General features: G+C 63.1%; 22 protein-coding genes. 10 read left to right on the plus strand and 12 right to left on the minus strand.

Translation table 11 applies throughout. The features are described from left to right. The first annotated feature begins 49 nt into the window (after positions 1-49). The 4 genes from lnt to trmB all read left to right on the plus strand — a co-directional run bounded on the left by lnt (position 50) and on the right by trmB (position 4,445). Positions 50-1,645 carry an apolipoprotein N-acyltransferase gene (gene lnt, locus LPJGGPFB_RS03895; RefSeq protein ID WP_173418826.1) on the plus strand — a complete coding sequence of 532 codons (1,596 nt, stop codon included), beginning with the start codon at positions 50-52 and terminating at the stop codon, positions 1,643-1,645. A 147-nt stretch (positions 1,646-1,792) separates the two neighbouring features. Then, the gene (locus LPJGGPFB_RS03900) at positions 1,793-2,209 is read left to right on the plus strand and encodes a helix-turn-helix domain-containing protein (RefSeq protein ID WP_077502973.1); all 417 of its coding nucleotides are present in this window, start codon (positions 1,793-1,795) and stop codon (positions 2,207-2,209) included. Between the two features lie 198 nt (positions 2,210-2,407). Further along, positions 2,408-3,646, plus strand: coding sequence for a methionine adenosyltransferase (gene metK, locus LPJGGPFB_RS03905; RefSeq protein WP_173418827.1), 1,239 nt, complete (start codon positions 2,408-2,410; stop codon positions 3,644-3,646). Between the two features lie 100 nt (positions 3,647-3,746). Next, a complete protein-coding gene (trmB, locus tag LPJGGPFB_RS03910) occupies positions 3,747-4,445 on the plus strand; it encodes a tRNA (guanosine(46)-N7)-methyltransferase TrmB (protein WP_173418828.1) in 699 nt (232 codons plus the stop codon). Between the two features lie 111 nt (positions 4,446-4,556). Here trmB and LPJGGPFB_RS03915 read toward each other — a convergent pair whose 3' ends face one another. After that, entirely contained in the window at positions 4,557-4,814 is a 258-nt protein-coding gene (locus LPJGGPFB_RS03915; protein ID WP_053248868.1) for a BQ00720 family protein, read from the minus strand. 47 nt (positions 4,815-4,861) lie between these two features. Then, entirely contained in the window at positions 4,862-5,293 is a 432-nt protein-coding gene (locus LPJGGPFB_RS03920) for an Hsp20 family protein (RefSeq protein WP_077502970.1), read from the minus strand. A gap of 159 nt (positions 5,294-5,452) precedes the next feature. Here LPJGGPFB_RS03920 and LPJGGPFB_RS03925 point away from each other — a divergent pair, with 159 nt between their 5' ends. Further along, complete coding sequence (locus LPJGGPFB_RS03925; RefSeq protein WP_173418829.1) at positions 5,453-6,397, plus strand: nucleoside hydrolase; 945 nt, start codon at positions 5,453-5,455, stop codon at positions 6,395-6,397. A 72-nt stretch (positions 6,398-6,469) separates the two neighbouring features. Here LPJGGPFB_RS03925 and LPJGGPFB_RS03930 read toward each other — a convergent pair whose 3' ends face one another. The 3 genes from LPJGGPFB_RS03930 to LPJGGPFB_RS03940 all read right to left on the minus strand — a co-directional run bounded on the left by LPJGGPFB_RS03930 (position 6,470) and on the right by LPJGGPFB_RS03940 (position 11,626). Beyond that, positions 6,470-8,872, minus strand: a complete 2,403-nt coding sequence (locus tag LPJGGPFB_RS03930; protein WP_173418830.1) for a methyl-accepting chemotaxis protein — start codon at positions 8,870-8,872, stop codon at positions 6,470-6,472. A gap of 608 nt (positions 8,873-9,480) precedes the next feature. Then, a complete protein-coding gene (locus tag LPJGGPFB_RS03935; RefSeq protein ID WP_173418831.1) occupies positions 9,481-10,380 on the minus strand; it encodes a ribokinase in 900 nt (299 codons plus the stop codon). Between the two features lie 52 nt (positions 10,381-10,432). Next, positions 10,433-11,626 carry a DNA recombination protein RmuC gene (locus LPJGGPFB_RS03940; protein ID WP_173418832.1) on the minus strand — a complete coding sequence of 398 codons (1,194 nt, stop codon included), beginning with the start codon at positions 11,624-11,626 and terminating at the stop codon, positions 10,433-10,435. Positions 11,627-11,779: 153 nt separating this feature from the next. Here LPJGGPFB_RS03940 and def point away from each other — a divergent pair, with 153 nt between their 5' ends. The 3 genes from def (at position 11,780) to truA (ending at position 14,088) form a co-directional block, all read left to right on the plus strand. Further along, the gene (gene def / locus LPJGGPFB_RS03945; protein ID WP_173418833.1) at positions 11,780-12,304 is read left to right on the plus strand and encodes a peptide deformylase; all 525 of its coding nucleotides are present in this window, start codon (positions 11,780-11,782) and stop codon (positions 12,302-12,304) included. A 105-nt stretch (positions 12,305-12,409) separates the two neighbouring features. Continuing rightward, entirely contained in the window at positions 12,410-13,345 is a 936-nt protein-coding gene (gene fmt, locus LPJGGPFB_RS03950) for a methionyl-tRNA formyltransferase (RefSeq protein ID WP_173418834.1), read from the plus strand. Next, on the plus strand, positions 13,345-14,088 hold the full coding sequence (gene truA, locus LPJGGPFB_RS03955; protein ID WP_173418835.1) for a tRNA pseudouridine(38-40) synthase TruA: 744 nt from the start codon (positions 13,345-13,347) through the stop codon (positions 14,086-14,088). Before fmt ends, truA begins: the two co-directional genes overlap by 1 nt. 56 nt (positions 14,089-14,144) lie before the next feature. Here truA and LPJGGPFB_RS03960 read toward each other — a convergent pair whose 3' ends face one another. The 5 genes from LPJGGPFB_RS03960 to LPJGGPFB_RS03980 form a co-directional block, all read right to left on the minus strand. Then, entirely contained in the window at positions 14,145-14,741 is a 597-nt protein-coding gene (locus tag LPJGGPFB_RS03960; RefSeq protein ID WP_173418836.1) for a hypothetical protein, read from the minus strand. After that, positions 14,728-15,921 (minus strand): succinyl-diaminopimelate desuccinylase, encoded by a 1,194-nt coding sequence (gene dapE / locus LPJGGPFB_RS03965; RefSeq protein WP_173418837.1) that lies wholly within the window; start codon positions 15,919-15,921, stop codon positions 14,728-14,730. Before dapE ends, LPJGGPFB_RS03960 begins: the two co-directional genes overlap by 14 nt. 186 nt (positions 15,922-16,107) lie before the next feature. Continuing rightward, positions 16,108-19,293 (minus strand): efflux RND transporter permease subunit, encoded by a 3,186-nt coding sequence (locus tag LPJGGPFB_RS03970; protein WP_173418838.1) that lies wholly within the window; start codon positions 19,291-19,293, stop codon positions 16,108-16,110. Between the two features lie 139 nt (positions 19,294-19,432). After that, complete coding sequence (locus LPJGGPFB_RS03975; protein WP_173418839.1) at positions 19,433-20,638, minus strand: efflux RND transporter periplasmic adaptor subunit; 1,206 nt, start codon at positions 20,636-20,638, stop codon at positions 19,433-19,435. Between the two features lie 83 nt (positions 20,639-20,721). After that, on the minus strand, positions 20,722-21,546 hold the full coding sequence (locus LPJGGPFB_RS03980) for an alpha/beta hydrolase (RefSeq protein ID WP_173420943.1): 825 nt from the start codon (positions 21,544-21,546) through the stop codon (positions 20,722-20,724). A gap of 140 nt (positions 21,547-21,686) precedes the next feature. Here LPJGGPFB_RS03980 and LPJGGPFB_RS03985 point away from each other — a divergent pair, with 140 nt between their 5' ends. After that, entirely contained in the window at positions 21,687-22,598 is a 912-nt protein-coding gene (locus LPJGGPFB_RS03985) for a LysR family transcriptional regulator (protein WP_173418840.1), read from the plus strand. A gap of 2 nt (positions 22,599-22,600) precedes the next feature. On the opposite strand, the gene LPJGGPFB_RS03990 is transcribed toward LPJGGPFB_RS03985, so the two are convergent. Further along, positions 22,601-22,996, minus strand: a complete 396-nt coding sequence (locus tag LPJGGPFB_RS03990; RefSeq protein WP_173418841.1) for a winged helix-turn-helix transcriptional regulator — start codon at positions 22,994-22,996, stop codon at positions 22,601-22,603. 88 nt (positions 22,997-23,084) lie between these two features. Here LPJGGPFB_RS03990 and LPJGGPFB_RS03995 point away from each other — a divergent pair, with 88 nt between their 5' ends. Next, complete coding sequence (locus LPJGGPFB_RS03995) at positions 23,085-23,402, plus strand: DMT family transporter (protein WP_173418842.1); 318 nt, start codon at positions 23,085-23,087, stop codon at positions 23,400-23,402. 90 nt (positions 23,403-23,492) lie between these two features. Here the strand turns inward: LPJGGPFB_RS03995 and LPJGGPFB_RS04000 are convergent, their stop codons facing one another. After that, positions 23,493-25,460, minus strand: coding sequence for a DEAD/DEAH box helicase (locus LPJGGPFB_RS04000; RefSeq protein WP_173418843.1), 1,968 nt, complete (start codon positions 25,458-25,460; stop codon positions 23,493-23,495). Positions 25,461-25,490 lie beyond the last annotated feature (30 nt).

Below are 25,490 nucleotides of genomic sequence, written 5' to 3' on the forward strand. Positions count from 1 at the left end.
CTTCCCGCGCAGCGTCCGTGTTCTGCGGCCTGCGCCAACAGGAGGCTGCATGGAAAGACTGGCTGGCAGGATCATGCTTCTGTCGGGCGCGCCCCGGCTATTTCTGGCATTTGTCGCGGGGCTCCTGGCTGTTCTGACACAGCCGCCGTTCGGCATCTTTGCGGCCGCCTTTCTGTCCTTTCCGATCCTGGTCTGGCTGCTCGACGGCGCGACCGGTCACCCGGATGGCGGTTTGATCCGCCGGCTTTGGCCGGCAGTGTCGATCGGCTGGGCCTTCGGCTTCGGCTACTTCCTCGGAGGGCTGTGGTGGCTTGGGAACGCGCTGCTGGTGGAGGCAGACAGCTTCGCCTGGGCGCTGCCGCTCGCGGTGGTCGGCCTTCCGGCCTGCCTTGCCGTGTTCTACGCACTCGCAACCCTGATTGCCCGCATCCTGTGGTCGGATGGCATGGGGAGGATCGCGGCGTTGGCATTGGGCTTCGGCCTGGCCGAATGGTTGCGCTCATTCATCTTTACCGGCTTTCCCTGGAACGCCATCGGCTATGCGGCGATGCCGATGCCATTGATGATGCAGTCGGCCAGCGTGGTCAGCCTCGCGACCATCAACATGCTGGCGGTATTCGTCTTCGCGGCCCCGGCCCTTGCCGGGACGGGCAAGGGCGGCCGGATTGGTCTCAGCCTTGCCGTCGCACTCTGTGCCGCCCATATCGGCTTCGGATTTTATCGGCTTGCGCTGCCGGCGCCGGCCGGGCCGGACCAGCCGCTTGCCGTTCGTCTCGTCCAGCCGGTGATCGATCAGGCAAAGAAGCTCGATGATAGCGAGCGCGGCGCGATCTTCGAGGAACATCTCGCCTTGACCGCAGTGCCCGCCGAAGGCGGCGCCAGGAAGCCCGACATCGTCGTCTGGCCGGAAACCTCGATCCCGTTCGTCCTCACCGACAGCCCCGATGCGCTCGCACGCATTGCCGAAGTCCTCGATGACCAGCAGATCCTCATTGCCGGCGCGGTGCGCGCGGAAGATGCAGGCGCCGGCCTGCCGCCACGCTATTACAACTCGATCTACGTCATCGACGGGCGTGGTCAGATCATCGGCGCCGCCGACAAGGTGCACCTCGTTCCCTTTGGCGAATACCTTCCGTTCGAAGATCTGCTGACATCCTGGGGCTTAAGCTCGGTTGCAGCCGCCATGCCGGGCGGCTTCTCGGCCGCCAAGACCCGCTCCCTGTTGACCCTGCCGGGTGGGCGCACCTTCTACCCGCTCATCTGCTACGAGGCGATCTTCCCCGGTGAGATCGGCGCGGATGCGCGCGGCGCCGACGCACTGCTCAACATCACCAATGACGCCTGGTTCGGCGACACGCCGGGCCCGCGCCAGCACTTCCATCAGGCACAGTTGCGTGCAGTGGAATCAGGAATACCCCTTATCCGTGCAGCCAATAATGGTATATCAGCAATTGTTGATGCACGTGGGGTTTTAGTGGTAGGATTAGCCTACAATTATAGGGGAGTGGTCGACACAATTCTGCCGGGAAGGCTTCCTACGCCCACGAATGAGGTCATACGTAGCCGAATTTTCGGGTTGTGCGCAATCTTCCTCCTGTTGGTTGCAGTCTTCTCGCGTGTTAGTTTTAATATTAGGAAGAATTGACCTAAAACCCCTAAAATTGCATAGTGGTCCGCACCATCGGTTTATGCTGTGGCGACACTTTTGTCTTCACCGTTGCGGTTGCAGCGGTGTGCGGTGTTCCCATGTCAGTCCGTGGATGATTGAAACAGCGTGTTTAGGAACGCAGATATGATGGAAAACAAGAAGAAGCCGAACCCGATCGACATCCACGTCGGTAGCCGGATTCGTCTTCGCCGCACGATGCTTGGCATGAGCCAGGAAAAGCTGGGCGAAAGCCTGGGTATCACGTTTCAGCAGATCCAGAAGTATGAAAAAGGCACGAACCGCGTTGGTGCCAGCCGGTTGCAGAACATTTCCGGCATCCTGAATGTCCCTGTTTCCTTCTTCTTCGAAGATGCTCCCGGTGAAAACACCAGCGCTTCCGGCCTGGCCGAAGCCTCGAGCTCGAACTATGTCGTCGACTTCCTCTCTTCCTCGGAAGGGCTTCAGCTCAATCGTGCTTTCGTCAAGATCACCGATCCCAAGGTGCGTCGCAAGCTCGTCGATCTCGTCAAGGCGCTGGCTGCGGAAGCAGAGAGCGAATAGTCCCAAAACCCATCGGAATTGGAAAACAAAGCGGCCATTAGTGCCGCTTTTTTCTTGCCCGCCGTTTCCCTCTGATATTCGAAGTGATTGGCGCCGTTGTCGATATAAAGATATATTTATGTCGTTGTTCGCTTGTTTTTCGGGCGTAAAACCACTAACACGATGCCAGCGCTTTATCTTCTTGAGGGGAATTCCCGCATGCGTTCAAACTACCTGTTCACGAGTGAATCCGTGGCCGAGGGCCATCCGGACAAAGTATGTGACCGTATCTCCGACGAGATCGTCGATCTGGTCTACCGTGAAGCTGCCAAGACCGGTGTCGATCCCTGGGGCGTACGCATTGCCTGCGAAACGCTGGCAACGACGAACCGCGTCGTGATCGCCGGCGAAGTCCGTCTGCCGCCGAGCCTTCTGAAGAAGGACAAGAACGGCAACGACGTCATCAACCCCTCGAAGTTCAAGTCTGCCGCACGCAAGGCGATCCGCGACATCGGCTACGAGCAGGACGGTTTCCACTGGAAGACGGCGAAAATCGACGTTCTCCTCCACTTCCAGTCCGCACATATTGCTCAAGGCGTCGACAACGCGTCTGACAAGCAGGGCGAAGAAGGTGCCGGCGACCAGGGCATCATGTTCGGTTACGCCTGCCGCGAAACCTCGGAACTGATGCCGGCGCCGCTGTATTATTCGCACCGCATCCTGCATCTGCTCGCCGCAGCCCGCAAGAAGGGCGACGGCGAAGTCGCAAAGCTTGGCCCTGATGCCAAGAGCCAGGTCACCGTCCGCTACGTCGACGGCAAGCCGGCGGAAGTCGTCTCGATCGTTCTGTCCACCCAGCATCTCGACGAGAGCTGGGATTCGGCCAAGGTTCGTGCGGTCGTCGAGCCCTACATCCGCGAAGCGCTCGACGATCTGAAGATCGCCGCCGATTGCACCTGGTACATCAACCCGACCGGCAAGTTCGTCATCGGCGGCCCGGATGGTGACGCCGGCCTGACCGGCCGCAAGATCATCGTCGACACCTATGGTGGTGCCGCTCCGCATGGCGGCGGCGCCTTCTCGGGCAAGGACACGACCAAGGTCGACCGTTCGGCTGCCTATGCAGCCCGCTATCTTGCCAAGAACGTCGTTGCTGCCGGTCTTTCCGATCGCTGCACGATCCAGCTGTCCTACGCCATCGGCGTTGCCCAGCCGCTCTCGGTCTATGTCGACCTGCACGGCACTGGCAAGGTCTCCGAGGACCAGGTGGAAGATGCGATCCGCAAGACGATGGATCTGTCGCCGACCGGCATCCGTCGCCACCTCGATCTCAACAAGCCGATCTACGCCAAGACTGCGGCCTATGGCCACTTTGGGCGCAAGGCCGGCCGTGACGGCTCGTTCTCCTGGGAGAAGCTTGATCTGGTCAAGCCGCTCAAGGAAGCCATCGGGGCTTGACGCTTCGACATTTGCCGGACACAGAACGTCCGGCCGCTAAAGCTGAAAGGCGGATGCCCCCGAAAGGGGTGTCCGCCTTGCTCGTTGAAGGAAGATTGTCATGACTGAACCGCGCCGCAGCCGCGCTACGGAAGCCTTCTTCGGACGCCGCAAGGGCAAGCCCTTGCGCGAGCGCCAGGCGGCCCATCTCGAAACCATCCTGCCGAAACTGAAGCTCGATCTCGGTGCGGCCGCGCCGCAGGACATGAAGTCGCTCTTTCCCGAGCCGATCGATCGCATTCGGTTGGAGATCGGCTTTGGCGGCGGCGAGCATCTCATCCACCGTGCGGCGGAAAACCCCTCGACCGGTTTCATCGGTGTCGAGCCTTTCGTCAATTCCATGGCGAAGTTGATCGGGCAGATCGAGGAGAAGGGTGTCTCCAACATTCGTCTCTACAATGACGACGCCACGCAGGTGCTGGACTGGATGCCAGAGGCCTGTGTCGACCAGATCGACCTGCTCTATCCGGATCCATGGCCCAAGCGCAAACACTGGAAGCGGCGTTTCGTCTCAGCCGTCAATCTCGACCGCTTCGCCCGCGTGTTGAAGTCGGGCGGTCACTTCTGCTTTGCGTCCGATATCGATACCTACGTCAACTGGACGCTGCTGCATTGCCGTGACCATGCCGCCTTCGAATGGACGGCGGAGCAGGCTTCGGACTGGTTGACGCCGTTCGATGGCTGGCCGAGCACGCGCTACGAGGCCAAGGCACGCAGGGAAGGGCGGAGTTCCGCCTATCTGACGTTCCGCCGCGTGTAAGCGACGGCTTCTCTCAGAAATCATGCCGCAACCTGAAAGCGTCCGTTACGCGTCAGACCTGACGCGCGGCGCTTTTGCATTCCCATGGCGAAGCGTCGCCGCGGTTGACGGTCAATGCAGGCTGACAGTCCGCAATTCGTCCTCAGCCGCCTTGTAGAAGGTGCTGGAGCGGTTGTCGGTCAAAAGGATCGGTGTGCCGTCGGCACCGAACAGGGCCCACAGATCGATGCCCGGTCCCATTTCCGGCGCTTCCGGGAAGCAACGGGAAACCTCTTCCGACCGCATCTTTCTGATATAGCCGACTTCGCCCTCGCCGAGATGTGCGAGGTCGTTCATGGACAATGACGAGGTGATGGCTTTCAGTCCCATGGTGGTACTCCGTGGTCGCCGGCCAGGGGAAAATCCCGCCGGTTATCCTACTCTGGGACTGAAATGTTAATTTTCTTTACCATACGCACCGGTTCCGGACGAACGAGATCGACCGAAAGCAGGCCGTTGCGCAATTCGGCGCCGAGAACCTTCATGCCGTCGGCAAGCACGAATGTGCGTTGAAACTGCCGGGCGGCAATGCCGCGGTGCAGGTATTCGCGATCGCCGGTATCGACCTGGCGGCCACGAATGACGAGCTGGTTTTCTTCGGTTGTGACGTCGAGATCGTCTTCGGAAAAACCGGCGACAGCAAGGGTAATGCGCAAACGCTCCGGCGCGTCGACCGAATCGTCGCCGCGGATGCGTTCGATATTGTAGGGGGGATACCCGTCATTTCCCTTGGCAATACGCTCGAGGGTTTTTTCCATCGTGTCGAAACCCAGCAGCAGTGGGCTCGTGAAAGGCGTAATTCGGCTCATTCCCAAGTCCTTGTAAGATCAAGCGACCATTAACCGGACCTGCCAAGCAGCATCCTTCCCTTAATATGGTAGCTGTGCGCAATGAGCGCAAGCCGCTTGCCTCCGGCGTGCACGCAAATCATAGTCCGCAGCGCGAGAATCCCAAGGAGGAACACAAGCGTGCCTGTGCCGAGAAAAATAATCATAGACACTGATCCCGGGCAGGACGATGCCGCCGCCATCATGCTCGCTTTCGGCAGTCCGGAAGAGATCGACCTCCTGGGGATCACGACCGTAGCCGGCAATGTTCCCCTGGCAATGACGGCGCGCAATGCCCGCATCATCTGCGAACTGTGCAACAGGACCGAGGTCAAGGTCTTTTCCGGTGCCGACCGGCCGATCGCCCGGCCGCTGGTGACTGCCGAACACGTGCACGGCAAGACCGGCCTCGACGGCCCTGCGCTCGACGAGCCGACGATGGCGCTCGAGGCGCAGCATGGCGTCGATTTCATCATCGAGACGCTGCGTGCCGAGGCGCCGGGTACGGTCACGCTCTGCACGCTCGGTCCGCTGACCAACGTCGCGCTCGCGCTTCAGAAGGCGCCCGACATCGCGCCGAAGGTGCGCGAACTGGTGATGATGGGCGGTGGCTTCTTTGAGGGTGGCAACATCACGCCGGCCGCCGAATTCAACATCTATGTCGACCCGGAAGCCGCCGACATCGTCTTCCGGTCGGGCATTCCGATCGTCATGATGCCGCTCGACGTGACCCACCGCGTGCTGACGCACAAGGCGCGCGTGGCAAAGATCCGCGAGATTGGCAGCGCACCGGCCATCGCCATGGCCGAGATGCTGGAGTTCTTCGAGCGGTTCGATATCGAGAAATACGGCACCGATGGCGGCCCGCTGCACGACCCGACCGTGATCGCTTATCTCCTGAGGCCGGAGCTTTTCACCGGGCGTGACTGCAATGTCGAGATCGAGGTTCAGTCGCCGCTGACGACGGGCATGACCGTGGTCGACTGGTGGCAGGTGACGGGCCGCAAACACAATGCCAAGGTCATGCGCCACATCGATGACCAGGGCTTCTTCGATCTGTTGACGGAGCGACTGGCACGCATCTGATCGTTGCAAGCCGGGACTACAAATGAAAACGGCGCCCCGAGAGGCGCCGTTTTGCATTTCATGGGTTCTGGATCAGAACTCTTCCCAATTGTCCTGGGCGAGCGCATTGGCGCCGGAGGTCTGTGTCAGCACGCGCTGTGTCGATGGCGTGTAGCCGGCACGCGCCGGGCTTGAGGCCGGACGGGCTTCGCGGGCAGGGGCAGGCGCCGGTGTCGGGCGTTCCGCCGTGCGCATGCGCTCGGCCGTGCCACGCAGCATCTCCGCCGAGCTTGGCTGAGCCGTGGTTCCCGAGCGTTGTGCAACGCGGAAGCGGGCGACCAGCGTGCTGAGCGCGCGTGCTTCTTCGTTCAGTGCCATGCCGGCGGCGGTGGTTTCTTCCACCATGGCGGCGTTCTGCTGGGTCACCTGGTCCATCTGGTTGACGGCCGAGTTGATTTCCTTGAGGCCGACGGCCTGCTCGGAAGCAGAGCTCGAGATCTGGCGGATGAGGCCGTTGATCTGCACCACCTGTTCGGCGATCTTTTCAAGCGCGCCACCGGCGCGACCGACGAGGTCAACGCCTTCGCGCACCTGGCCGGCCGAGGTGTTGATCAGCGTCTTGATCTCCTTGGCGGCGTTTGCCGAGCGCTGAGCCAGTTCGCGGACTTCCTGGGCGACGACGGCAAAACCCTTGCCGGCATCGCCGGCGCGGGCTGCTTCGACGCCGGCGTTGAGCGCCAGCAGGTTGGTCTGGAAGGCGATCTCGTCGATGACGCCGATGATGCGGCTGACCTCGTGCGACGACTGCTCGATGCCCTTCATCGCGGCGATCGCCTTCTGAACGACTTCGCCGGACTGCCCGGCATCGCTGCTGGCGACGTCCACCGACTTTGCGGCGACCTTGGCGTTTTCGGCGCTGGCGTTGACCTGCGAGGTCAGCTCGTCGAGGGCTGCTGCCGTCTCTTCGAGGCTTGCCGCCTGCTGTTCGGTGCGGTGCGACAGGTCGTTGGCGGCACTGCTGATCTCGCTGGTGCCGTTGCCGATGTTGACGACCGAGTGGTTGACGGTGCGGATCGTCTCTTCGAGGCTATCCATCGTCGCGTTGAAGTCGCGCTTCAGCTGGGCATATTCACCGGGGAATTCGTCGGTGATGCGGAAGGCGAGATCGCCGGAGGAGAGGTGGGACAGACCCTTGCCGAGGCGGGCGACGATGTCGCGCTGAAGGGCGCTGGACGAGGCCCGCTCCGTCTCGGAACGGCTGCGCTCATGCTCGGCCTGCTCACGTTCGTGGCGGGCTTCGCCCTCAAGACGCTTGGTATCGGCCAGCTGGTGGCGGAAGCCTTCGAGCGCCTTTGCGACCTGACCCGTCTCGTCGGAGCGGTCCTGGCCGGTGATCGAATTGCCGTAGTCGCCGTTGCTGAGGTTGCGGACATCCTTGACGAGGCCTGCAAGCGGCTTCTGAACGAAGCCACGGACAGCGAAGTAAAGGCCGAAAAGCACCGCGGCGAGGACGACGAGGCCGCCGATGATCATCATGTAGGTCTGGTCGCGGACCGGAGCGTTGATCGCGCTGCGCGGTACGTCGACGAGTACGATCCAGCTGGTGTTCACGCCGGATAGGGCAAAGGGATAGACGACGCGATCGAACGGTTCGTTGCCGTCATAGGACAGGTTCTTGATGACGCCCGACGCGCCGGAGGCCAGCGCCTTCTTGACGACTTCGTTGCCTTCGCCGTCATATTCCTTGAGCAGCAGGTCCGGGATCGGGGCCACCAGCCACTTGCCGGATTCAGAAAGCAGGTAGACGCGGCCGGTATCAAACGGCTTCAGCTTGGAAAGGCCGTCGGCCAGCGATGCAAGCGAAATGTCGACGCCGGAGACGCCGATCAGCTTGCCGTTGGACATGACGGGGTAAGCGATCGAGCTCATCGCGGTGGGCACGTCAGTGTCCTGCGCGGTGTAGGGCGGCGTGATCGCGCCCTTGCCGCTCTTTGCCGCAAGGCTGTACCATTCCGCATTGTAGTCCGCGCCGAAGGTCGAGAACTGGATCTCGTTGTTGCGGTTTTTCGACCAATAGGGAGCGAAGATGCCTTCCTTGTTGGCGCCCAGCTCCTTGTTGTCGGCGATTTCCTCCTTGCGGCCGTCGAAGGCCTTTGGCTCCTCGGCAAACCAGCTGCCGAAGGCAAAGGGGTTCTGCTCGACATTGGCCCTGAGGATGTTGATCACACCGGCGCGTTCCATCGATTTTTCCGCATGGGCGCGGCCAAGAATGCCGGCCATCGAACGCGACGCGCTTGCAAGCTCGCCGATGCCGCCGGCGATATCAGAGGCAATGGCTTTTGCCTCGCCGCTTGCCTGATCGAGCACCAGCGTTTCGACGCGGTCCTGTGTCTGGGAGATGAGAACGAAGTTCGAGGCGAGCAACACGAGCGCGATCGTGCCGCCTGTCACCGCGATCAGCTTGGTCGCCAGCGATTTGGCTTGGAACTTGAACATGAAATCCTCACGTGCTGGGAGGTCCGCAGGCGCAAACCTGCGGCGAACGCATTTCACAATGTGGGTGAAACTCCATCATGGAGCGCCAGATGCCGACCGGCATATTGGAGGCTGCCCATTCCCTAGGGGAAATGGCTTTCTCAGGGTCTTGAATAGACGAGCAAATCTTAAGATAGGGCCAACGCGATGGCTAATTCATGCCCCGCTCATGGAGAATCTGCGTCCAGAGTTTCGCCTCCGCGACATAGGCTGTCCGGATTGCGCAAAGGCCGATAATGCGGTGGTTTCAAGCGCTTCTGGTGCTGCGGATCGCGCATTATGCACGAGCGCTCTGCTCGATAGAGACAGTGTGCATGCGTCGTGCGAAACAGTTTCCTCACGACGCGTGGTAATTCAAGTCGGCCAAGACTGCGCAACCATTCTTGACCGGGTCCCACTAAAGCGCGTCGCGATCTTTCTGATACGCTTGGCGCGCTATAAGTTCTTGTTTTTGCGCCTGTCGTTATCGCAAAACCGCGGCACACTTTTGCGCCATGCTTTAGGGAAACGGGCGCTTGACGTGCGGTCGGCGAGTGATCGCGCCGCACGTCAAGATGGAAGTGGCGTCCTCAGATGCGCGGTTCCACCTCGGAGGCAAGCGGGATCGAGGGCTGGGCGCCACGCTTGAGGCAGGCGAGCGATCCGGCAACGGCGGCACGACGGAGCGCGTCGGGAAAGGCGAGCTTCTCGTCGAGGCTTGCGGCGAGATAACCGCAGAACGTGTCGCCGGCGCCGACGGTGTCGACCGGATCGATCTTCAGGCCACGGGCGCGATGGACCTCGCCCTCGTGCACGGCGACGACGCCTTCGGCACCCAGCGTGACAATAACGGTGTGACCGGTTTCGGCGTGCAGCGTCTTCATCGCCTCTTCCCGTTCAGTGCTTCCGATGCCGGTCTTGCCGGCCAGAAGTTCGAACTCCGTTTCGTTGGCGATGACGATATCGGCCAGTCGACCGAGGCGGGCCGCTTCCGGGGTTAGGGGCGCGATGTTGATGACCGAGCGAATGCCTTTGCGTCGTGCCTGGGCGAGCGCCTTTTCCACCGATGCGGCCGGGATTTCCAGCTGCAGCATCAAGGTGTCGCCAGCGTGCATGCCGTCGACGGCGGCAACGGCATCGGCTTCGTTGACGGTCGCGTTGGCGCTGGCAACGACGACGATGACATTCTCGCCGTCACCGCCGACGAGAATGTGGGCCGTGCCTGTCGGCTCGTCCACCGTTTTGGTCAACGACAGGTCGGCGCCAGCTTCCTTCAGCAATTCGAGCGCGCCATCGGCAAAGCTGTCCGAGCCGACGGCGCCGGCCATGTGGACGATGGCGCCGGCGCGGCGGGCGGCCAGCGCCTGGTTAGCGCCCTTGCCGCCGGCCGCGGTCGAAAAGCCCGAGCCGGCAACGGTTTCACCCGGCTTCGGCAGGCGCGCGGTCGTGGCGATCAGGTCCATGTTGATAGACCCAAATACAGTGATCATGTGAAGATGTCCCGTCGATTTGCTGATTTTGGCCGGAGAGTGCCCGAGACCGTCAGTCCTCGTCAACCACCCTGAGGCGCAATTGCCCGACGCGATTGTCGACCGCATGACGTGGTTCGTCGTCCGGCCGACCGGCGCCATCGGCCTGAAGCTCCAGCGCCTCGATCTTGGCACCGCGGCGCGCAAGCTTGCCCGAAGAGATGAGGATCTCCTCGACATCCTTCTGGCTCATGGCAAAGTGGCCCTGCAATTTGCGAACCCGTTCATCGAGGCGCGTCAGGTCCTCCATCAGGCGCGCGACCTCGCCCTGGATGAGATGCGCCTGCTCGCGCATGCGGGCGTCCCGCAGGATCGACTGGATAACCTGGATCGACAACAGCAGCAGCGATGGCGAGACGATGACGATGCGCTGCCGGTGCGCTTTCTGGACGATCGCTTCGAAGTGCTCGTGGATCTCGGCGAAGATCGATTCGGAGGGAACGAAGAGGAAAGCCGTCTCCTGCGTCTCACCGGGGATCAGGTATTTGCTGGCGATATCGCGGACATGCACCTCCATGTCGCGGCGGAAGAGCTGCACCATCTGCTGGCGCCGTTCCGGGGTGGCCGCGTCGCGCATGCCGTTCCAGGCTTCGAGCGGAAATTTCGCGTCGATCACCAGCGGCGGCTGGTCGTTGGGCATGCGGATGGTGCAATCCGGGCGGGCACCGTTGGAAAGCGTCGTCTGGAAGGCAAAGGCCCCCATCGGCAGGCCGTCGGCGACGATCGTTTCCATCCGTGACTGGCCGAAGGCGCCGCGCGTCTGCTTGTTCGTAAGGATCGCCTGCAGCCCGGCCATGTCCTTCGCCAGCGACTGGATGTTGTTCTGGGCAGTGTCGATGACGGCAAGCCGCTCCTGCAATCGCCGCAGGTTCTCGTGCGTTGCCTTGGTCTGCTCGCTGATCGAGGTGCCGATCCTGTGGGTCATGCCGTCGATGCGCTGGCTCAGCGTCTGGTTTAGTTCCGCCTGGCGGGTGCCGAAAACGTCGGCCATGGCGGCAATGCGACCCTGCATTTCCGCTTGTGCCGCCAGAAGCATGGCCATCTGTTCGTGACGCTCGTCGTCACCTGCCCGACGCCGCCGCGAAACGGACATCAGCACGAAGCCGACGGCCAGCACGGCCAAAAGCATGCCGAAGTGAACGACGGTGACCGGCACGGTGCCGATGAGAAAGACGGGCTGATCGAAAGAAATGGGCGCAGGTTCCATGCGGCGAGCCTAACAGATTCTCTTTTGAAGGCCAGATCAAAACAAGAACATTTGCGCCGAGCGGTTAACGAGATCCGGGCATTCGCACTGAGCACTCAAGAGTGCGCGCCAATTTTCTTGCACCGGCAAGGAAAGATCGGTTATGGGAGCGATATGACGATCAAGCCACTCATCATCCTCCCCGATCCTGTCCTGCGTCAGGTCTCGACCCCGATCGAAACCATCGACGCCGACATCCGTCGCCTGGCCGACGACATGCTCGAGACCATGTATGACGCCCCCGGCATCGGGCTCGCCGCCATCCAGATCGGCGTGGCGAAGCGCATGTTGGTGCTCGACGTCTCCAAGGAAGGCGACGAGAAAACGCCACACGTCTTCATCAATCCCGAAATCGTCGCTTCGTCCGACGAGTACTCGGTTTATGAGGAAGGCTGCCTCTCCATTCCGGACTACTACGCAGAAGTCGAGCGTCCGGCCGAGGTGACCGTCAAGCATCTCGATCGTGACGGCAAGGAACAGATCGTCAAGGCCGATGGCTTGCTTGCGACCTGCCTGCAGCACGAGATCGATCATCTGAACGGCGTGCTGTTCATCGACCACATCTCCAAGCTCAAGCGCGACATGGTGATCCGCCGGTTCACCAAGGCCGCCAAGACCCGCGGCGCCAAGGCGATCTGACCCCCGAGCAAAGCGCGGCAGCAGCGCTTTGTCATTGAAGGGCTTGATTTGAGGCGCGTAAACCCGTTTGAAGGGGCCTGATTTCAAACGGTCGGAGTACGCGCCTTGTCGCTTCGCATCATCTTCATGGGAACGCCGGAATTTTCCGTGCCGACGCTCGCAGCACTTGCCGGCGCCGGTCACGAGATCGTCGCCGTCTATACCCAGCCGCCCAGGCCCGGCGGCCGCCGCGGGCTCGATCTGCAGAAGTCGCCCGTACACCAGGCAGCCGAATTGCTCGGCATTCCCGTGCTGACGCCTGTCAATTTCAAGGACGAGGCCGACCGCCAGACCTTCCGCGAGTTCGATGCGGATGTCGCCGTCGTCGTTGCCTATGGCCTGCTGCTGCCCGAGGCGATCCTGACCGGAACGCGGCTCGGCTGCTACAATGGCCACGCCTCCCTGCTTCCGCGCTGGCGCGGTGCGGCTCCGATCCAGCGCGCCATCATGGCCGGAGACCATGAGACCGGCATGATGGTGATGAAGATGGACAAGGGGCTCGATACCGGCCCGGTCGCGCTCACCAAGGCCGTGCAGATCGGTGAGGCGATGACCGCGGGCGAGCTGCACGACAAGCTGATGCAGGTCGGCGCCACCTTGATGAAGGAGGCGATCGGCAAGCTCGAAGCCGACGACCTGCCACTGACCGCGCAGCCCGAGGAAGGCGTCGTCTACGCCCAAAAAATCAGCAAGACCGAGACCCGCATCGATTTCAGCAAAACCGCGCGTGAAGTGCACGACCACATTCGCGGCCTTTCGCCTTTTCCAGGCGCATGGTTCGAGCTTGAGATCGCCGGCAAGCCGGAGCGCGTCAAGGTTCTGAATTCCGAGTGCATGGATGCCGAAGGGCCTGCCGGTACCGTACTCGACGACACCTTGACCATTGCCTGCGGCGAAGGGGCCGTGCGGCCGACGCGGCTGCAGCGGGCCGGCGGCAAGGCGCTTGATCTCGCCGACTTCCTGCGCGGCACACCCGTCGTCGCCGGCACGAGGGTCGGCTGATGCCGCGGTTTCGGCTGACCGTCGAGTATGACGGCTCTGATTATGTCGGCTGGCAGCGGCAGGATAACGGCGCCTCCGTCCAGGGCGCGATCGAAAAGGCGATCCTGTCCCTGACCGGTGAAACCGTCTCGATCCGCGGTGCCGGGCGCACCGATTCCGGCGTCCATGCCGTCGGCCAGGTGGCGCATGCGGACCTGACGCGCCAGTGGAAACCGCACACGCTGCGCAATGCGCTGAACGCCCATCTCGGCATGGCCGGCGAGGGTGTCTCGATCCTCGATGCCCAGGAGGTGACGGACGCCTTCGACGCGCGGTTTTCGGCGCTGCGCCGCCACTACCTCTACCGCATCATCTGCCGGCCGTCGCGGCTGGCGCTGGAGGCAAAACGCGCCTGGTGGGTGACGAAGCCGCTCGATCACGAGGCGATGCATGAGGGCGCGCAGCGGCTTATCGGCCATCACGACTTCACCACCTTCCGCTCGGTCCATTGTCAGGCGACAAGTCCGATGCGCACGCTTGACCGGCTGGACGTGACCCGCTCCGGCGATCTGATCGAAATTCGCGCGACCGCGCAAAGCTTCCTGCACAATCAGATCCGCTCCTTCGCCGGCTCGCTGAAGCTGGTGGGCGAGGGAAAATGGACGCCGGACGACCTGCAGGCGGCGCTTGAGGCGCGCGACCGGAAGGCCTGCGGCCCGGTGGCGCCGCCCGACGGGCTTTATTTCATGCAGGTCGATTACTGAGAAAGAGACCGGCGCGCGCAAACGGCGCGCGGACGTCGAGGTTGGCGTACTGTTTGTCAGCTCGGGATCAGGCCGAAAAACCGCTGCAGAAATTCACCCATCATCATCGACGGCAGCAGGAATAGTGCCGTCAGTGCCGTGGCCAGCAGGGTCTGGTTTCCCGTGATGATGCGCATCAGCCGGAAGAGCACACCGATGCTGACGAAGAGCAGCACCAGCCAGATCAGGCTGGTCAGCCCCTCGCTGCCGGGAATGACGAGGCGGATCGCCGCCGGCACCGCCATCGCGTAGGATAGCGGTACGGACAGCCAGTTGGTGGTGACAATGATCGGCACGACAGCGGTGGTAAAGCCGAGCGGGCGGGCCAGCATGAAAACCAGCACCAGCGGCAGCAGCCAGCTGACGAGATCGACGACCAGAAGCTTGAAGACGAAGCCGAAACCGACCGTGGTTCCCGACGGCATCGCCGAGAGGTAGTAAAGCCGCCAGGACGCCCAGGTGACGGCGATCGCCGGCAGGCACCAGAGCATCGCCGCAAACGAGCGCCAGAGGCCGCTCTCGCTGAAATCGAGCCAGCGGAACCCTTCGCCATTGCCCTGGATCAGCAGCCAGAGCCCCTTGATATAGGCGAGAACCTCCTCAAGCAGCGGCATGGCCGAACCAGCTGAAGATGAAGGTTTCGTAGATTTGCGTCAGCGTTTCGAGATCGGCGACGGCGACGCGCTCGTCGACCATGTGCATGGTCTGGCCGACGAGGCCGAATTCGACGACGGGGCAATAGTCCTTGATGAACCGCGCGTCCGAGGTGCCGCCAGTGGTCGAAAGCTTCGGCTGCTGGCCGGTGACCGTTTCGACGGCGCCCGACAGAGATGAGATCAGCGCATTGTTGCGCGTCAGGAAAACGTGGCTCGGCCGTTCGTTCCAGTTGAGCTCGTAGCGGACCGGATCGCGACCCGGTCGCAATGCGCCGTCGGCCGCCGCACGGTCGAGCCGGGCGATGATCTCCGCCATCAGGCTGTCGGCGGTCCAGGTGTCGTTGAAGCGGATGTTGAAGGCCGCACTCGCCTTTGCCGGGATGACGTTGACGGCGCCGTTGCCGACATCGATCGTCGTCACTTCCAGGTTCGACGGCTGGAAGTTTTCCGTACCGTTGTCGAAGGGCGGGTCCATCAGCGCCTGGGTCAACTGCAGGATGCCGCGCACCGGGCTGTCGGCGAGATGCGGATAGGCCGCGTGACCCTGAACGCCGTTGACGGTGATCCGTCCGGAAAGGGAGCCGCGCCGGCCGATCTTGATCATGTCGCCGAGACGATCCGGGTTGGTCGGCTCGCCGACCAGGCAGGCATCCCAGCGTTCGCCCTTGGCGGCCGCCCAGTCGAGGAGTTTCGTCGTGCCGTTGATGGCCGGGCCTTCCTCGTCGCCGGTGATGAGGAAGGAGACGGAGCCCTTCGGCAACCCATGCTTTTCGATGTGACGGGCAACGGCTGCGACGAAGCAGGCGATGCCGCCCTTCATGTCGACGGCGCCGCGGCCATACATTTCACCGCCCGCGATGTCGGCCGAGAAGGGGCCGTGGGTCCACGCATTTTCGTCACCCACCGGCACCACGTCGGTATGGCCGGCAAACATCAGGTGCGGGCCATCATTGCCGAGCCGGGCATAGAGGTTCTCGATATCGGGCGTGTTCGCGTCCGTCGCGGTAACCCGGTCGACGGTAAAGCCGAGCGGCTTCAGCATGGCTTCGAGCGCTGAGAGCGCGCCGCCTTCGGCAGGGGTAACGGAGGGGCAACGGATGAGGGTAGCGAGATTGGCGATCGGATCGGTCGAGGTCATGTAGCGATATGCCGTCTGCGTGGCGCTAAGGCCAATGGGATTGAGGCTGCTGGTTTATCCGATCGTTGCGCGGCTGTCACGCAGGATGCAACGCGGCGCTGCATCGGGGGCGGAGATGCAGCGCCGCAGCGTCAGCGGGCCGGATTGGATCCGGCCCGCCCGAAACGCATATGGGGCAGGGTTACCTCATTCTCCGGGTGCGAGATGAGGCGCTTCGATATGCGCTCCGGCGTGCTTCAAAGGCCGCTCGCCCGAAAGCTTACGGATCAGCACGTAGAACACCGGGGTCATGAAGATCCCGAAGGCGGTGACACCGATCATACCGGCAAAGACCGCGACACCCATGGCCGAGCGCATTTCAGCACCGGCGCCGGTGGAGATCACCAGGGGCACGACACCCATGATGAAGGCCATCGAGGTCATCAGGATCGGCCGCAGGCGCAGCCGGCTCGCTTCGATCGCCGCCTGGACGGCGGTGCTGCCCGACAGCTCCAGTTCGCGGGCGAACTCGACGATCAGGATGGCGTTCTTGGCCGATAGCCCGACGAGCACGATCAGGCCGATCTGGGTGAAGACGTTGTTGTCGCCTCCCGTCAGCCAGACGCCGGCAAGGGCAGCCATGATGCCCATCGGCACGATCAGGATGATCGCGATCGGCAGCGTCAGGCTCTCGTACTGGGCGGCTAGCACCAGATAGACCAGGAGCAGCGCCAGCGGGAAGACGAGCATGCCCGAATTGCCGGCAAGGATCTGCTGGTAGGTGAGGTCCGTCCACTCGAAGGCGATGCCCGGCGGCAGAGTTTCGGCAGCGATCTTCTCGATTGCCGCCTGCGCCTGGCCCGAGGAGAAGCCCGGTGCCGGACCGCCGTTGATGTCGGCCGACAGGAAGCCGTTGTAGCGGATCGCCCGTTCGGCGCCGACCGTCTGCTCGACCTTCAAGAGCGCCGACAGCGGGATCATCTCGCCCGACTGCGACCGCACCTTCAGTTTGCCGATGTCGTCGGCGTGGCTGCGATAGTTGGCATCGGCCTGGACGCGGACGCTGTAGGTGCGGCCAAAGGCATTGAAGTCGTTGACGTAGAGCGAGCCCAGATAGATCTGCAGCGTCTCGAACACATCGGTTACCTCGACGCCAAGCTGGCGCGCCTTGACGCGGTCAAGATCGGCATAGAGCTGCGGCACGTTGATCTGGAAGCTCGAGTAGATCCCAGCCAGCTCGGGTGTCTGGTAGGCCTTTGCGAGGAACGCCTTGGTCGCCTCGTCGAGAGCCTGGTAGCCAAGACCGTTCTTGTCCTCGATCTGCAGCTTGAAGCCGCCGGTGGTGCCGAGACCCTGCACGGGCGGTGGCGGGAACATGGCGATAAAGGCATCCTGGATCGCGCCGAACTCCTGGTTCAGCTGCATGGCGATCGCTCCGCCGGAAAGCTCAGGCGTCTTGCGCTCCTCGAACGGCTTCAGCGCCACGAAGACGATGCCGGAGTTCGACGAGTTGGTGAAACCGTTGATCGAGAGACCCGGGAAGGCGATGGCGTTTTCGACGCCGGGATGCTTGAGGGCGATATCGCTCATACGGCGGATGACGTCTTCCGAGCGGTCGAGCGTCGCGGCATCCGGCAGCTGGGCAAAACCGATCAGGTATTGCTTGTCCTGCGCCGGCACGAAGCCGCCGGGAACAGCACGGAACAGCACGAACGTGACGCCGAGCAGCAGGACGTAGACGACCATGATCAGCGACTTGCGCGACAGGATGCGGCCGACGCCGCGGCCATAGGCCTCGGAGCTCCGACCGAAGAAGCGGTTGAAGCCGCGGAAGAACCAGCCGAACACCTTGTCCATGGCGCGGGTCAGCCAATCCTTCGGCGCGTGGTGATCGCGAAGAAGCAGGGCCGCGAGCGCCGGCGAGAGCGTCAGCGAGTTGATGGCGGAGATCACCGTCGAAATGGCGATGGTCAGCGCGAACTGGCGATAGAACTGCCCGGTCAGGCCGGTGATGAAGGCCAGCGGCACGAACACGGCGACGAGCACCAGTGCGATCGCGATGATCGGCCCGGACACTTCCTGCATCGCGCGGTAGGTCGCTTGAACAGGCGAAAGGCCCTGCTCAATGTTGCGCTCGACGTTTTCGACCACGACGATGGCGTCGTCGACGACGATGCCGATCGCCAGCACCAGCCCGAACAGGCTGAGCGCGTTGATCGAGAAGCCGAAGACGTACATCACCGCGAAGGTGCCGACGATCGAGACGGGAACGGCGACGAGCGGGATGATCGAGGCGCGCCAGGTCTGCAGGAAGACGATGACGACGATGACGACCAGCGCGATCGCTTCGAGCAGGGTATGGATGACCGACTCGATCGAGGCGCGTACGAACTGGGTGGTGTCGTAGACGATCTCATAGTCGACGCCCTCAGGCATGGTCAGCTTCAGCTCGGCCATCGCCTTGTGGACGTTTTCCGAAATCTGGATCGCGTTCGAGCCCGGCGCCTGGAAGACGCCCATGCCGACAGCGGCCTTGTTGTCGAGCAACGAGCGCAGCGAGTAGTCGGCAGCACCCATTTCGACACGGGCGACATCGCCGAGGCGCGTCACCTCGCCGCCGGTGCCCGACTTGACGACGATGTTGGCAAAGTCCTCAGGCGTCTGCAGGCGGCCTTGCGCGTTGACGGAAAGCTGGAGGTCGAGGCCGGGAACCGAAGGAGAGGCACCGATGACGCCGGCAGCCGCCTGGACGTTCTGCGCCCGGATGGCGTTGGCGATGTCGCTCGCCGCCAGGCCGCGCTCGGCCGCCTTCTGCGGGTCGATCCAGACGCGCATCGAATAGTCGCCACCACCGAAGATCTGCACCTGGCCGACGCCGTCGATCCGGGCCAGCCGGTCCTTGACGTTGAGAACGCCGTAATTGCGCAGGTAGTTGATGTCGTACTGGCCGTTGGGCGAGAGCAGATGCACCACCAGCGTCAGGTCCGGTGAGCTCTTGACGGTGGTAACGCCGAGACGGCGCACTTCCTCCGGCAGTCGCGGCTCGGCCTGCGAAACGCGGTTCTGGATCAGCTGTTGCGCCTGGTCCGGGTCGGTGCCGAGCTCGAAGGTGACGGTGAGCGTCATCAGGCCGTCGGCCGTCGCCTGACTCTGCATGTAGAGCATGCCTTCGACGCCGTTGATCTGTTCTTCGAGCGGAGTTGCTACGGTTTCGGCGATGACAGCCGGGTTGGCACCGGGATATTGCGCCCGCACGACGATCTGCGGCGGAACGACTTCGGGATATTCGGAAATCGGCAGGCCGGTCATGCCGAGCAGGCCGCCCACGAAAATCAGGACCGAAAGAACGCCCGCGAAGACCGGGCGGTCGACGAAGAAGCGTGAGAAATTCATTGACGTATCCCCCTTGGGACGAGTTCAGGCAAACCTCCAGCGGTCGCGGCAAGAACTCTCGCCACGCGCCGGGTTTGCAGAGTGATGTCTGGGCGGCCAGATCCGCGTCGGCCATAGCCGAGGCGGATGCCGTCATGTCCTACTTGGTGGCGATCGACGCCGTCGTTTCTTCCACCTGCTGCGGCGCCACGAGCACGCCCGGGCGCACCCGCTGCAGGCCGTTGACGACGATGTTTTCGCCGGTCTTCAGGCCACTTTCGACGATACGCAGCCCGTCGGAGTTCGGGCCGAGTATCACCTGGCGGTACTCGACCTTGTTGTCGGCGCCGACGACAAAGACGAACTTCTTGTCCTGGTCGGAGCCGATGGCGCGATCGCTGATGACAAGCTTTTCCTCGGGCTCCGGTTCGCCGATGCGGATGCGGACGAACTGGCCGGGGATCAGACGCCCGTCGGCATTCTCGAGTGCTGCGCGAACGCGGATCGTGCCGGTTGCCGCATCCACCTCGTTGTTGATGAGCTGGATATGGCCCGAGATCGGCGTGCCCTCGTCGGCAGCGGTGCCGACCTGCACCGGGATGCGCTCGATGGCGTTGCCGCCGGCCGAGGCCTGGAGCCGGGCGAGTGCGGTCGTCACCACCTCTTCGCTGGCGCTGAAGCTTGCATAGATCGGGTCGACCGAAACAAGCGTCGTCAGGACTGGCGAGGCGGAGCCGGCGGCAACGAGGTTGCCGGCGGTCACTTCCAGCCGACCGACGCGGCCGGAGATCGGTGCCCTGACCTCGGTGTATTGAAGGTCAAGCTCGGCCGTGCGCAACGCCGCCTTGGCCGAGCGAACGCTTGCCTGCGCCTCGTCGAAGGCGCTGAGGCGCTGGTCGACGCCGCTCTGCGGTATCGCACTTGTGGTGACGAGTTTGCGCCCGCGGTCAAGTTCGGTCTTGGCAAGGGCGACGCGGGCTTCAGCCGCCGAGACTTGGGCTGCGGCTCGGTCGACGGCCGCCGCATAGGGCTCGGGATCGATGGTCAGCAGCAGGTCGCCCTTCTTCACCAGGGCGCCCTCGCGGAAGTGGCTTTCCAGAATGGCGCCGCCGACGCGGGGACGGATCTCGACGCGTTCGATCGCTTCAAGTCGCCCGGAAAAATCCTCCCAGGTGGTGATGCGGCGCGATTGGGCCTTGGCCACCGAAACCGGTACGGCCGGCGGCGGGGCCGCTGCCGTTTCGGTCGCGGCGTCCGCCTCGAAATGCTGCGGCAGGCCGAGAAGAACGGCGGCTGCGCCAGCGGTAGACAATAGGATGCTCAGGCCGGCGCCCCAGAGGGCCCGGCGGGTCACTGTCGATGTCATTTTTCTCTCCTTGCCGGTTGGGAGCCGGCGCTTTTGCTGCTGTCGTCAGCGAAGGGGAGGGCCGGCGGCCCTGTCGTCCGTTGCTAACGCATCGTCATTTCCGCCGGCTTTGCCCCTGCCTGTTGAAAGAAGCGGGAAAAGATGCCGGTAATCGTTTCTTCCTGGGCGGCCCAGGTTTCGGCGTTCACGGTATTTTGCGGTATCCACCCGGCCCGGCCGGGAAGAATTTGGGATTGAACGCTCACACCCGCCTGGCGCAGGCGCTCCGCATAGGCCGCGGTCTCGTCGCGCATCGGGCATTCCTCGCTGGTCAGGATCAAAGCGGGCACCAGACCGGCGAGCCGCGTACAGTGCGCGGGCGCAGCGTAAGGGTGCGTGAAGCCACCGCATTCGCCGAGATAGCGTTGCCAGCCCTCGGCGATCGATTGCACCGAGGTCTCGGGACAGTATTTGCGAAATGACGCGGTCGCCAGGCAAGGGTCGAGCATCGGCGACAGCAGGATTTGCCCCTTGAGGTCGGTCAGGAACTGGTCGCGGGCCATCAGCGCCACGCCGGCGGCAATGTTGCCGCCGGCTTCTTCGCCGGCGATGAACAGCATCGACTTCTTGTGCGCGAATTGCGGGCAACGCGCCCGCATGGAGGACAGCATCGAATAGGTGACGTCGAGTGCTGCCGGAAAGGGATTGAGGCAGGCCGAGGAATATTCCGGCGAGATAACGACGGCGCCAGCCGCCGCAAGCGCCTTGGCGACGCGCTCGCCGGCGGCAATCGAACTGCCGACGAAGGAACCGCCATGCAGGTGCAGAACCACCGGCGGCGGATTGAGCAGCGTGTCGCCACTATAGACACGCGCCGGGCACGCGCCTTGGCCCGTCTGCATCGTCTCTAGTTTAAAGCGTTCACCCATCTCTCTTGCCTTTGCCACGGGGTCATCCCACATGAGGCGACAACCCGCCATGATGGGAGAATAACATTGTCTTCTGTCTGGAATAGTCAGTTCAATCCGACTACACTATTCATTATCTCGAACAATCACGGCTATTGAAAATGGACCAGCTCACGGCCATGCGCGCGTTTCTCCGCGTTGTCGAAACCGGCAATTTCACACGGGCTTCCGCATCGCTCAATATGCCCAAGGCAACCGTCACCAATTTGATCCAGGGGTTGGAAGCGCATCTGCGCACCAAATTGCTCAACCGAACGACCCGTCGGGTTCTCGTCACGCCGGATGGCGCGCTTTATTATGAACGCGCCGCCCGGCTCGTCACCGATCTCGACGAGCTCGACGGCAGCCTGTCGAGCGCCCAGACCTTGCCGAAAGGGCGGCTGCGCGTGGAGATGGCCAGCGCCATCGCCAACCTCGTCATCATCCCGGCGCTGCCGGAGTTCCACAAGCGTTATCCCGACATCCAGATCGACCTCGGCGTCTCGGACCGCACTGTCGATTACGTTGCCGAGAATGTCGACTGCGCCATTCGCGTCGGCACCCTGACCGACCAGTCGCTGATTGCCCGTCGCATCACCGACATGAGCTTCATCGCCTGTGCGGCGCCCGACTATCTCGACCGCTGCTCGACGCCGCAACATCCGTCCGACCTTTCGAAGAATTGTTATGTCGTCGGCTATTTTCGCCCGCAGACTGGTCAGCAGATGCCGTTCTATTTCAAGCGCGGCGCCGAGGAGATCGAGGTTCACGGCCGTTATGCGGTCGCCGCCAACGAATCGACCACCTATCTTGCCGCCGCCCGCGCCGGCCTCGGCGTCATCCAGGCGCCCCGCTTCATGGTGCGCGACGATCTGCAGAGCGGCGCCATGCGGCCGGTTCTGACCGACTGGCAAATCGATTCGATGCCGATCTATCTGGTCTACCCGCCCAACCGACACCTGAGCAGCCGGCTGCGCGTCTTTGCCGACTGGGTGGTGAAAGTCATCGCCCAGTCGCAGCTCGACGGCGAATAGACCTATTTGGCGCGTTCCGCGTCATAACGTTCACGCGCCGCATCGAGCGTGCCGAAATGCGTCTCGGCCCAGCGATCAAGCACCAGCAGGGTTTCGCTGAGCGAACGGCCGACAGGGCTCAGGCTATATTCCACGTGCGGTGGCACGGTCTTCTTGTCCTCGCGCATGACGAGGCCGTTGCGTTCCAGCTCCTTCAGCGTCTGGGTCAACATCTTCTGCGAGATGTCGCCGAGGCGGCGCATCAGTGCGGCGTTGCGCATCGGCCCTTCTTCGAGCGCCGAGATGATCAACATCTGCCACTTACCGGCGATCAGCTCCAGAGCGTGGCGAGACGAGCAGGTCGGGTCGAAGACGTCAGGAACGGAGGCAGCGTGTGCTTGCGGCAGGTCTGTCGACATTTTCATAGTTACCAAAAGGTGCGTAATTGCTCTTCGGTGCCTATCCTACCAGATTGGTCTCCAGATGGAAATTTCGATGGAGAGGGCAATGGCATGGATCATCCTGATAGCGGCGAGCCTGATTGAAATCATCATGGGCCTGGCGCTCAAATATGCGGAGGGCTGGACGAAACTGGTGCCGAGCGTCATCGGCATCGCCGCGGCCCTCGGCAGCGTCTACCTGCTGACGATCGCCATGCGCGACCTGCCGGCCGGCACCGCCTATGCCGCCTGGACCGGCATCGGCTCGGTCGGCATCACCGTGCTCGGCATCGTGCTGTTCGGCGACCCCGTCTCCTGGATGCGGCTCACCTGCATCGCCATGATCATCGTCGCCGTCGCCGGCCTTCGCTTCCTCGAAGCCTGACGCGGTCAGCCTCGATAGCCGAGACGAAAAAGCGCCGCGATCGGATCGCGGCGCTTTTTGATTGGTTATGGCGGTGTGCCTGGACCGAACTTAGCTCTGGCGGTTCTTGGCGTTGTTGCCCTTGGGCTTCGGCTTGAAGCCGCCGTCCTTGCCGGCGTTCGGCTTGGGCTTCTTTTTGGTCCAGGCCTCGCGGTTTTCCGGCGGCTTGTCGTCGGTGTGGGCCGGGGCGGCGGCGTAGGCCGGCTTCTTGTCGAACTTGCGCTTCGGCTTGAAGTCGCCGTCGCTGCGCGCCGCATCGTCGGAATAGGGGCGCTTCTTGGCAAAGGCCGGCTTGTCCTTGGAATAGGCGGGCTTGTCCTTGGAGAAGGCTGGCTTGTCTTTCGAGAAGCTCGGCTTCTCCTGGCGCTGTTGCGACATATCAGGCGCGCCGGGAAGCGTCTTAACCCGGATACCCTTCTCCAGCATGCCTTCCTTGCCGATCGACGACAGGAAGCGCTCGGCGCCGTCGGCCGTCATCTCGACGAAGGTTTCGTCCTGCTGCATGCGGATCGCGCCGATGTCGCGCTTGGTCAGCTTGCCGTGACGGCACAGCATCGGGATCAGCCAGCGCGGCTCGGCGCTCTGCTTGCGGCCGACCGAGAGCGAAAACCAGCTGCCGTCGCTGAAGTCGGCGCGCGGCGCGTCATAATCTTCGCGCGGCGCGGATTTCTCGTCGCGACGCGGCTTGGCGCGGCTGTCGCCGACGGCAACTTCGATCAGGTCTTCAGGCGCGGAGCGGCCCGAGCGGAATTGGCGCACGAAGGCGGCAGCCATTTGTTCGGCACCATGAAGCTCGATCAGGGCGCGCACGATTTCTTCTTCGTCTTCACGGATCGGCTCGGCAAAGCTGGTGTCGGCAAGCAGGCGCTCGTCGTCGCGGCGGCTGACTTCGTCGGCCGACGGCGGACGGGCCCAGTTGGCGGTGATGCGGGCGTTTTCGAGCAGGCGCTCGGCCTTGCGGCGCTGGCTCACCGGCACGATCAGGGCGCTGACGCCCTTCTGGCCGGCACGGCCGGTGCGGCCGCTGCGGTGCAGGAGCGTATCCGGATTGGTCGGCAGGTCGGCGTGGATGACCAGCTCCAGGCCGGGCAGGTCGATGCCGCGGGCGGCAACGTCGGTGGCGATGCAGACGCGGGCGCGACCGTCGCGCATGGCCTGCAGCGCATGGGTGCGTTCGTTCTGGCTGAGCTCGCCCGACAGCGCCACGACCGAGAAGCCGCGGTTGTTGAAGCGGGCGGTCAGATGGTTGACTGCTGCACGGGTCGAGCAGAAGACGATCGCGTTCTTGGCTTCATAGTAGCGCAGGACGTTGATGATCGCGTTTTCGCGGTCGTTCGATGCGACGGTCAGCGCGCGGTATTCGATGTCGACGTGCTGCTTCTGTTCCGAAGCAGTGCTGATGCGAACGGCGTCGCGCTGATAGTTCTTGGCAAGCGTAGCGATCGAGCGCGGCACGGTTGCCGAGAACATCAGGGTGCGGCGATCGTCCGGCGATTCCTCGAGGATGAATTCGAGGTCTTCGCGGAAGCCGAGGTCAAGCATCTCGTCGGCCTCGTCGAGCACGACGGCGCTGAGCGACGAGATGTCGAGCGAGTTGCGGCGGATGTGGTCACAAAGGCGGCCGGGGGTGCCGACGACGATGTGGGCGCCGCGCTCCAGCGCGCGCTTCTCGGTGCGCATGTCCATGCCGCCGACGCACGACGTGATCGTCGCGCCGGTCTGTTCATAGAGCCATTCGAGTTCGCGCTTGACCTGCAGCGCCAGTTCGCGCGTCGGTGCGATCACCAGCGCCAGCGGCGCGCCGGGGGCGCTGAAGCGACGCTCGTTGCCGAGCAGGGTCGGGGCCAGCGCCAGGCCGAAGGCGACGGTCTTGCCGGAGCCGGTCTGGGCCGATACCAGCGCATCCTTGCCCGCAAGCTCGGGATCGCGCATCGCCTTTTGAACCGGCGTCAACTCGTTGTAACCGCGTTTTGCCAACGCCTCGGCGATCGCAGGCGCGATCCCTTCGAATTCTGTCATCTCTCGTCTTTCGGATTTCGGTTTTCGCGC

The sequence above is a fragment of the Ensifer adhaerens genome (genome assembly GCF_013283195.1).
GTDB lineage: Bacteria > Pseudomonadota > Alphaproteobacteria > Rhizobiales > Rhizobiaceae > Ensifer > Ensifer adhaerens_G.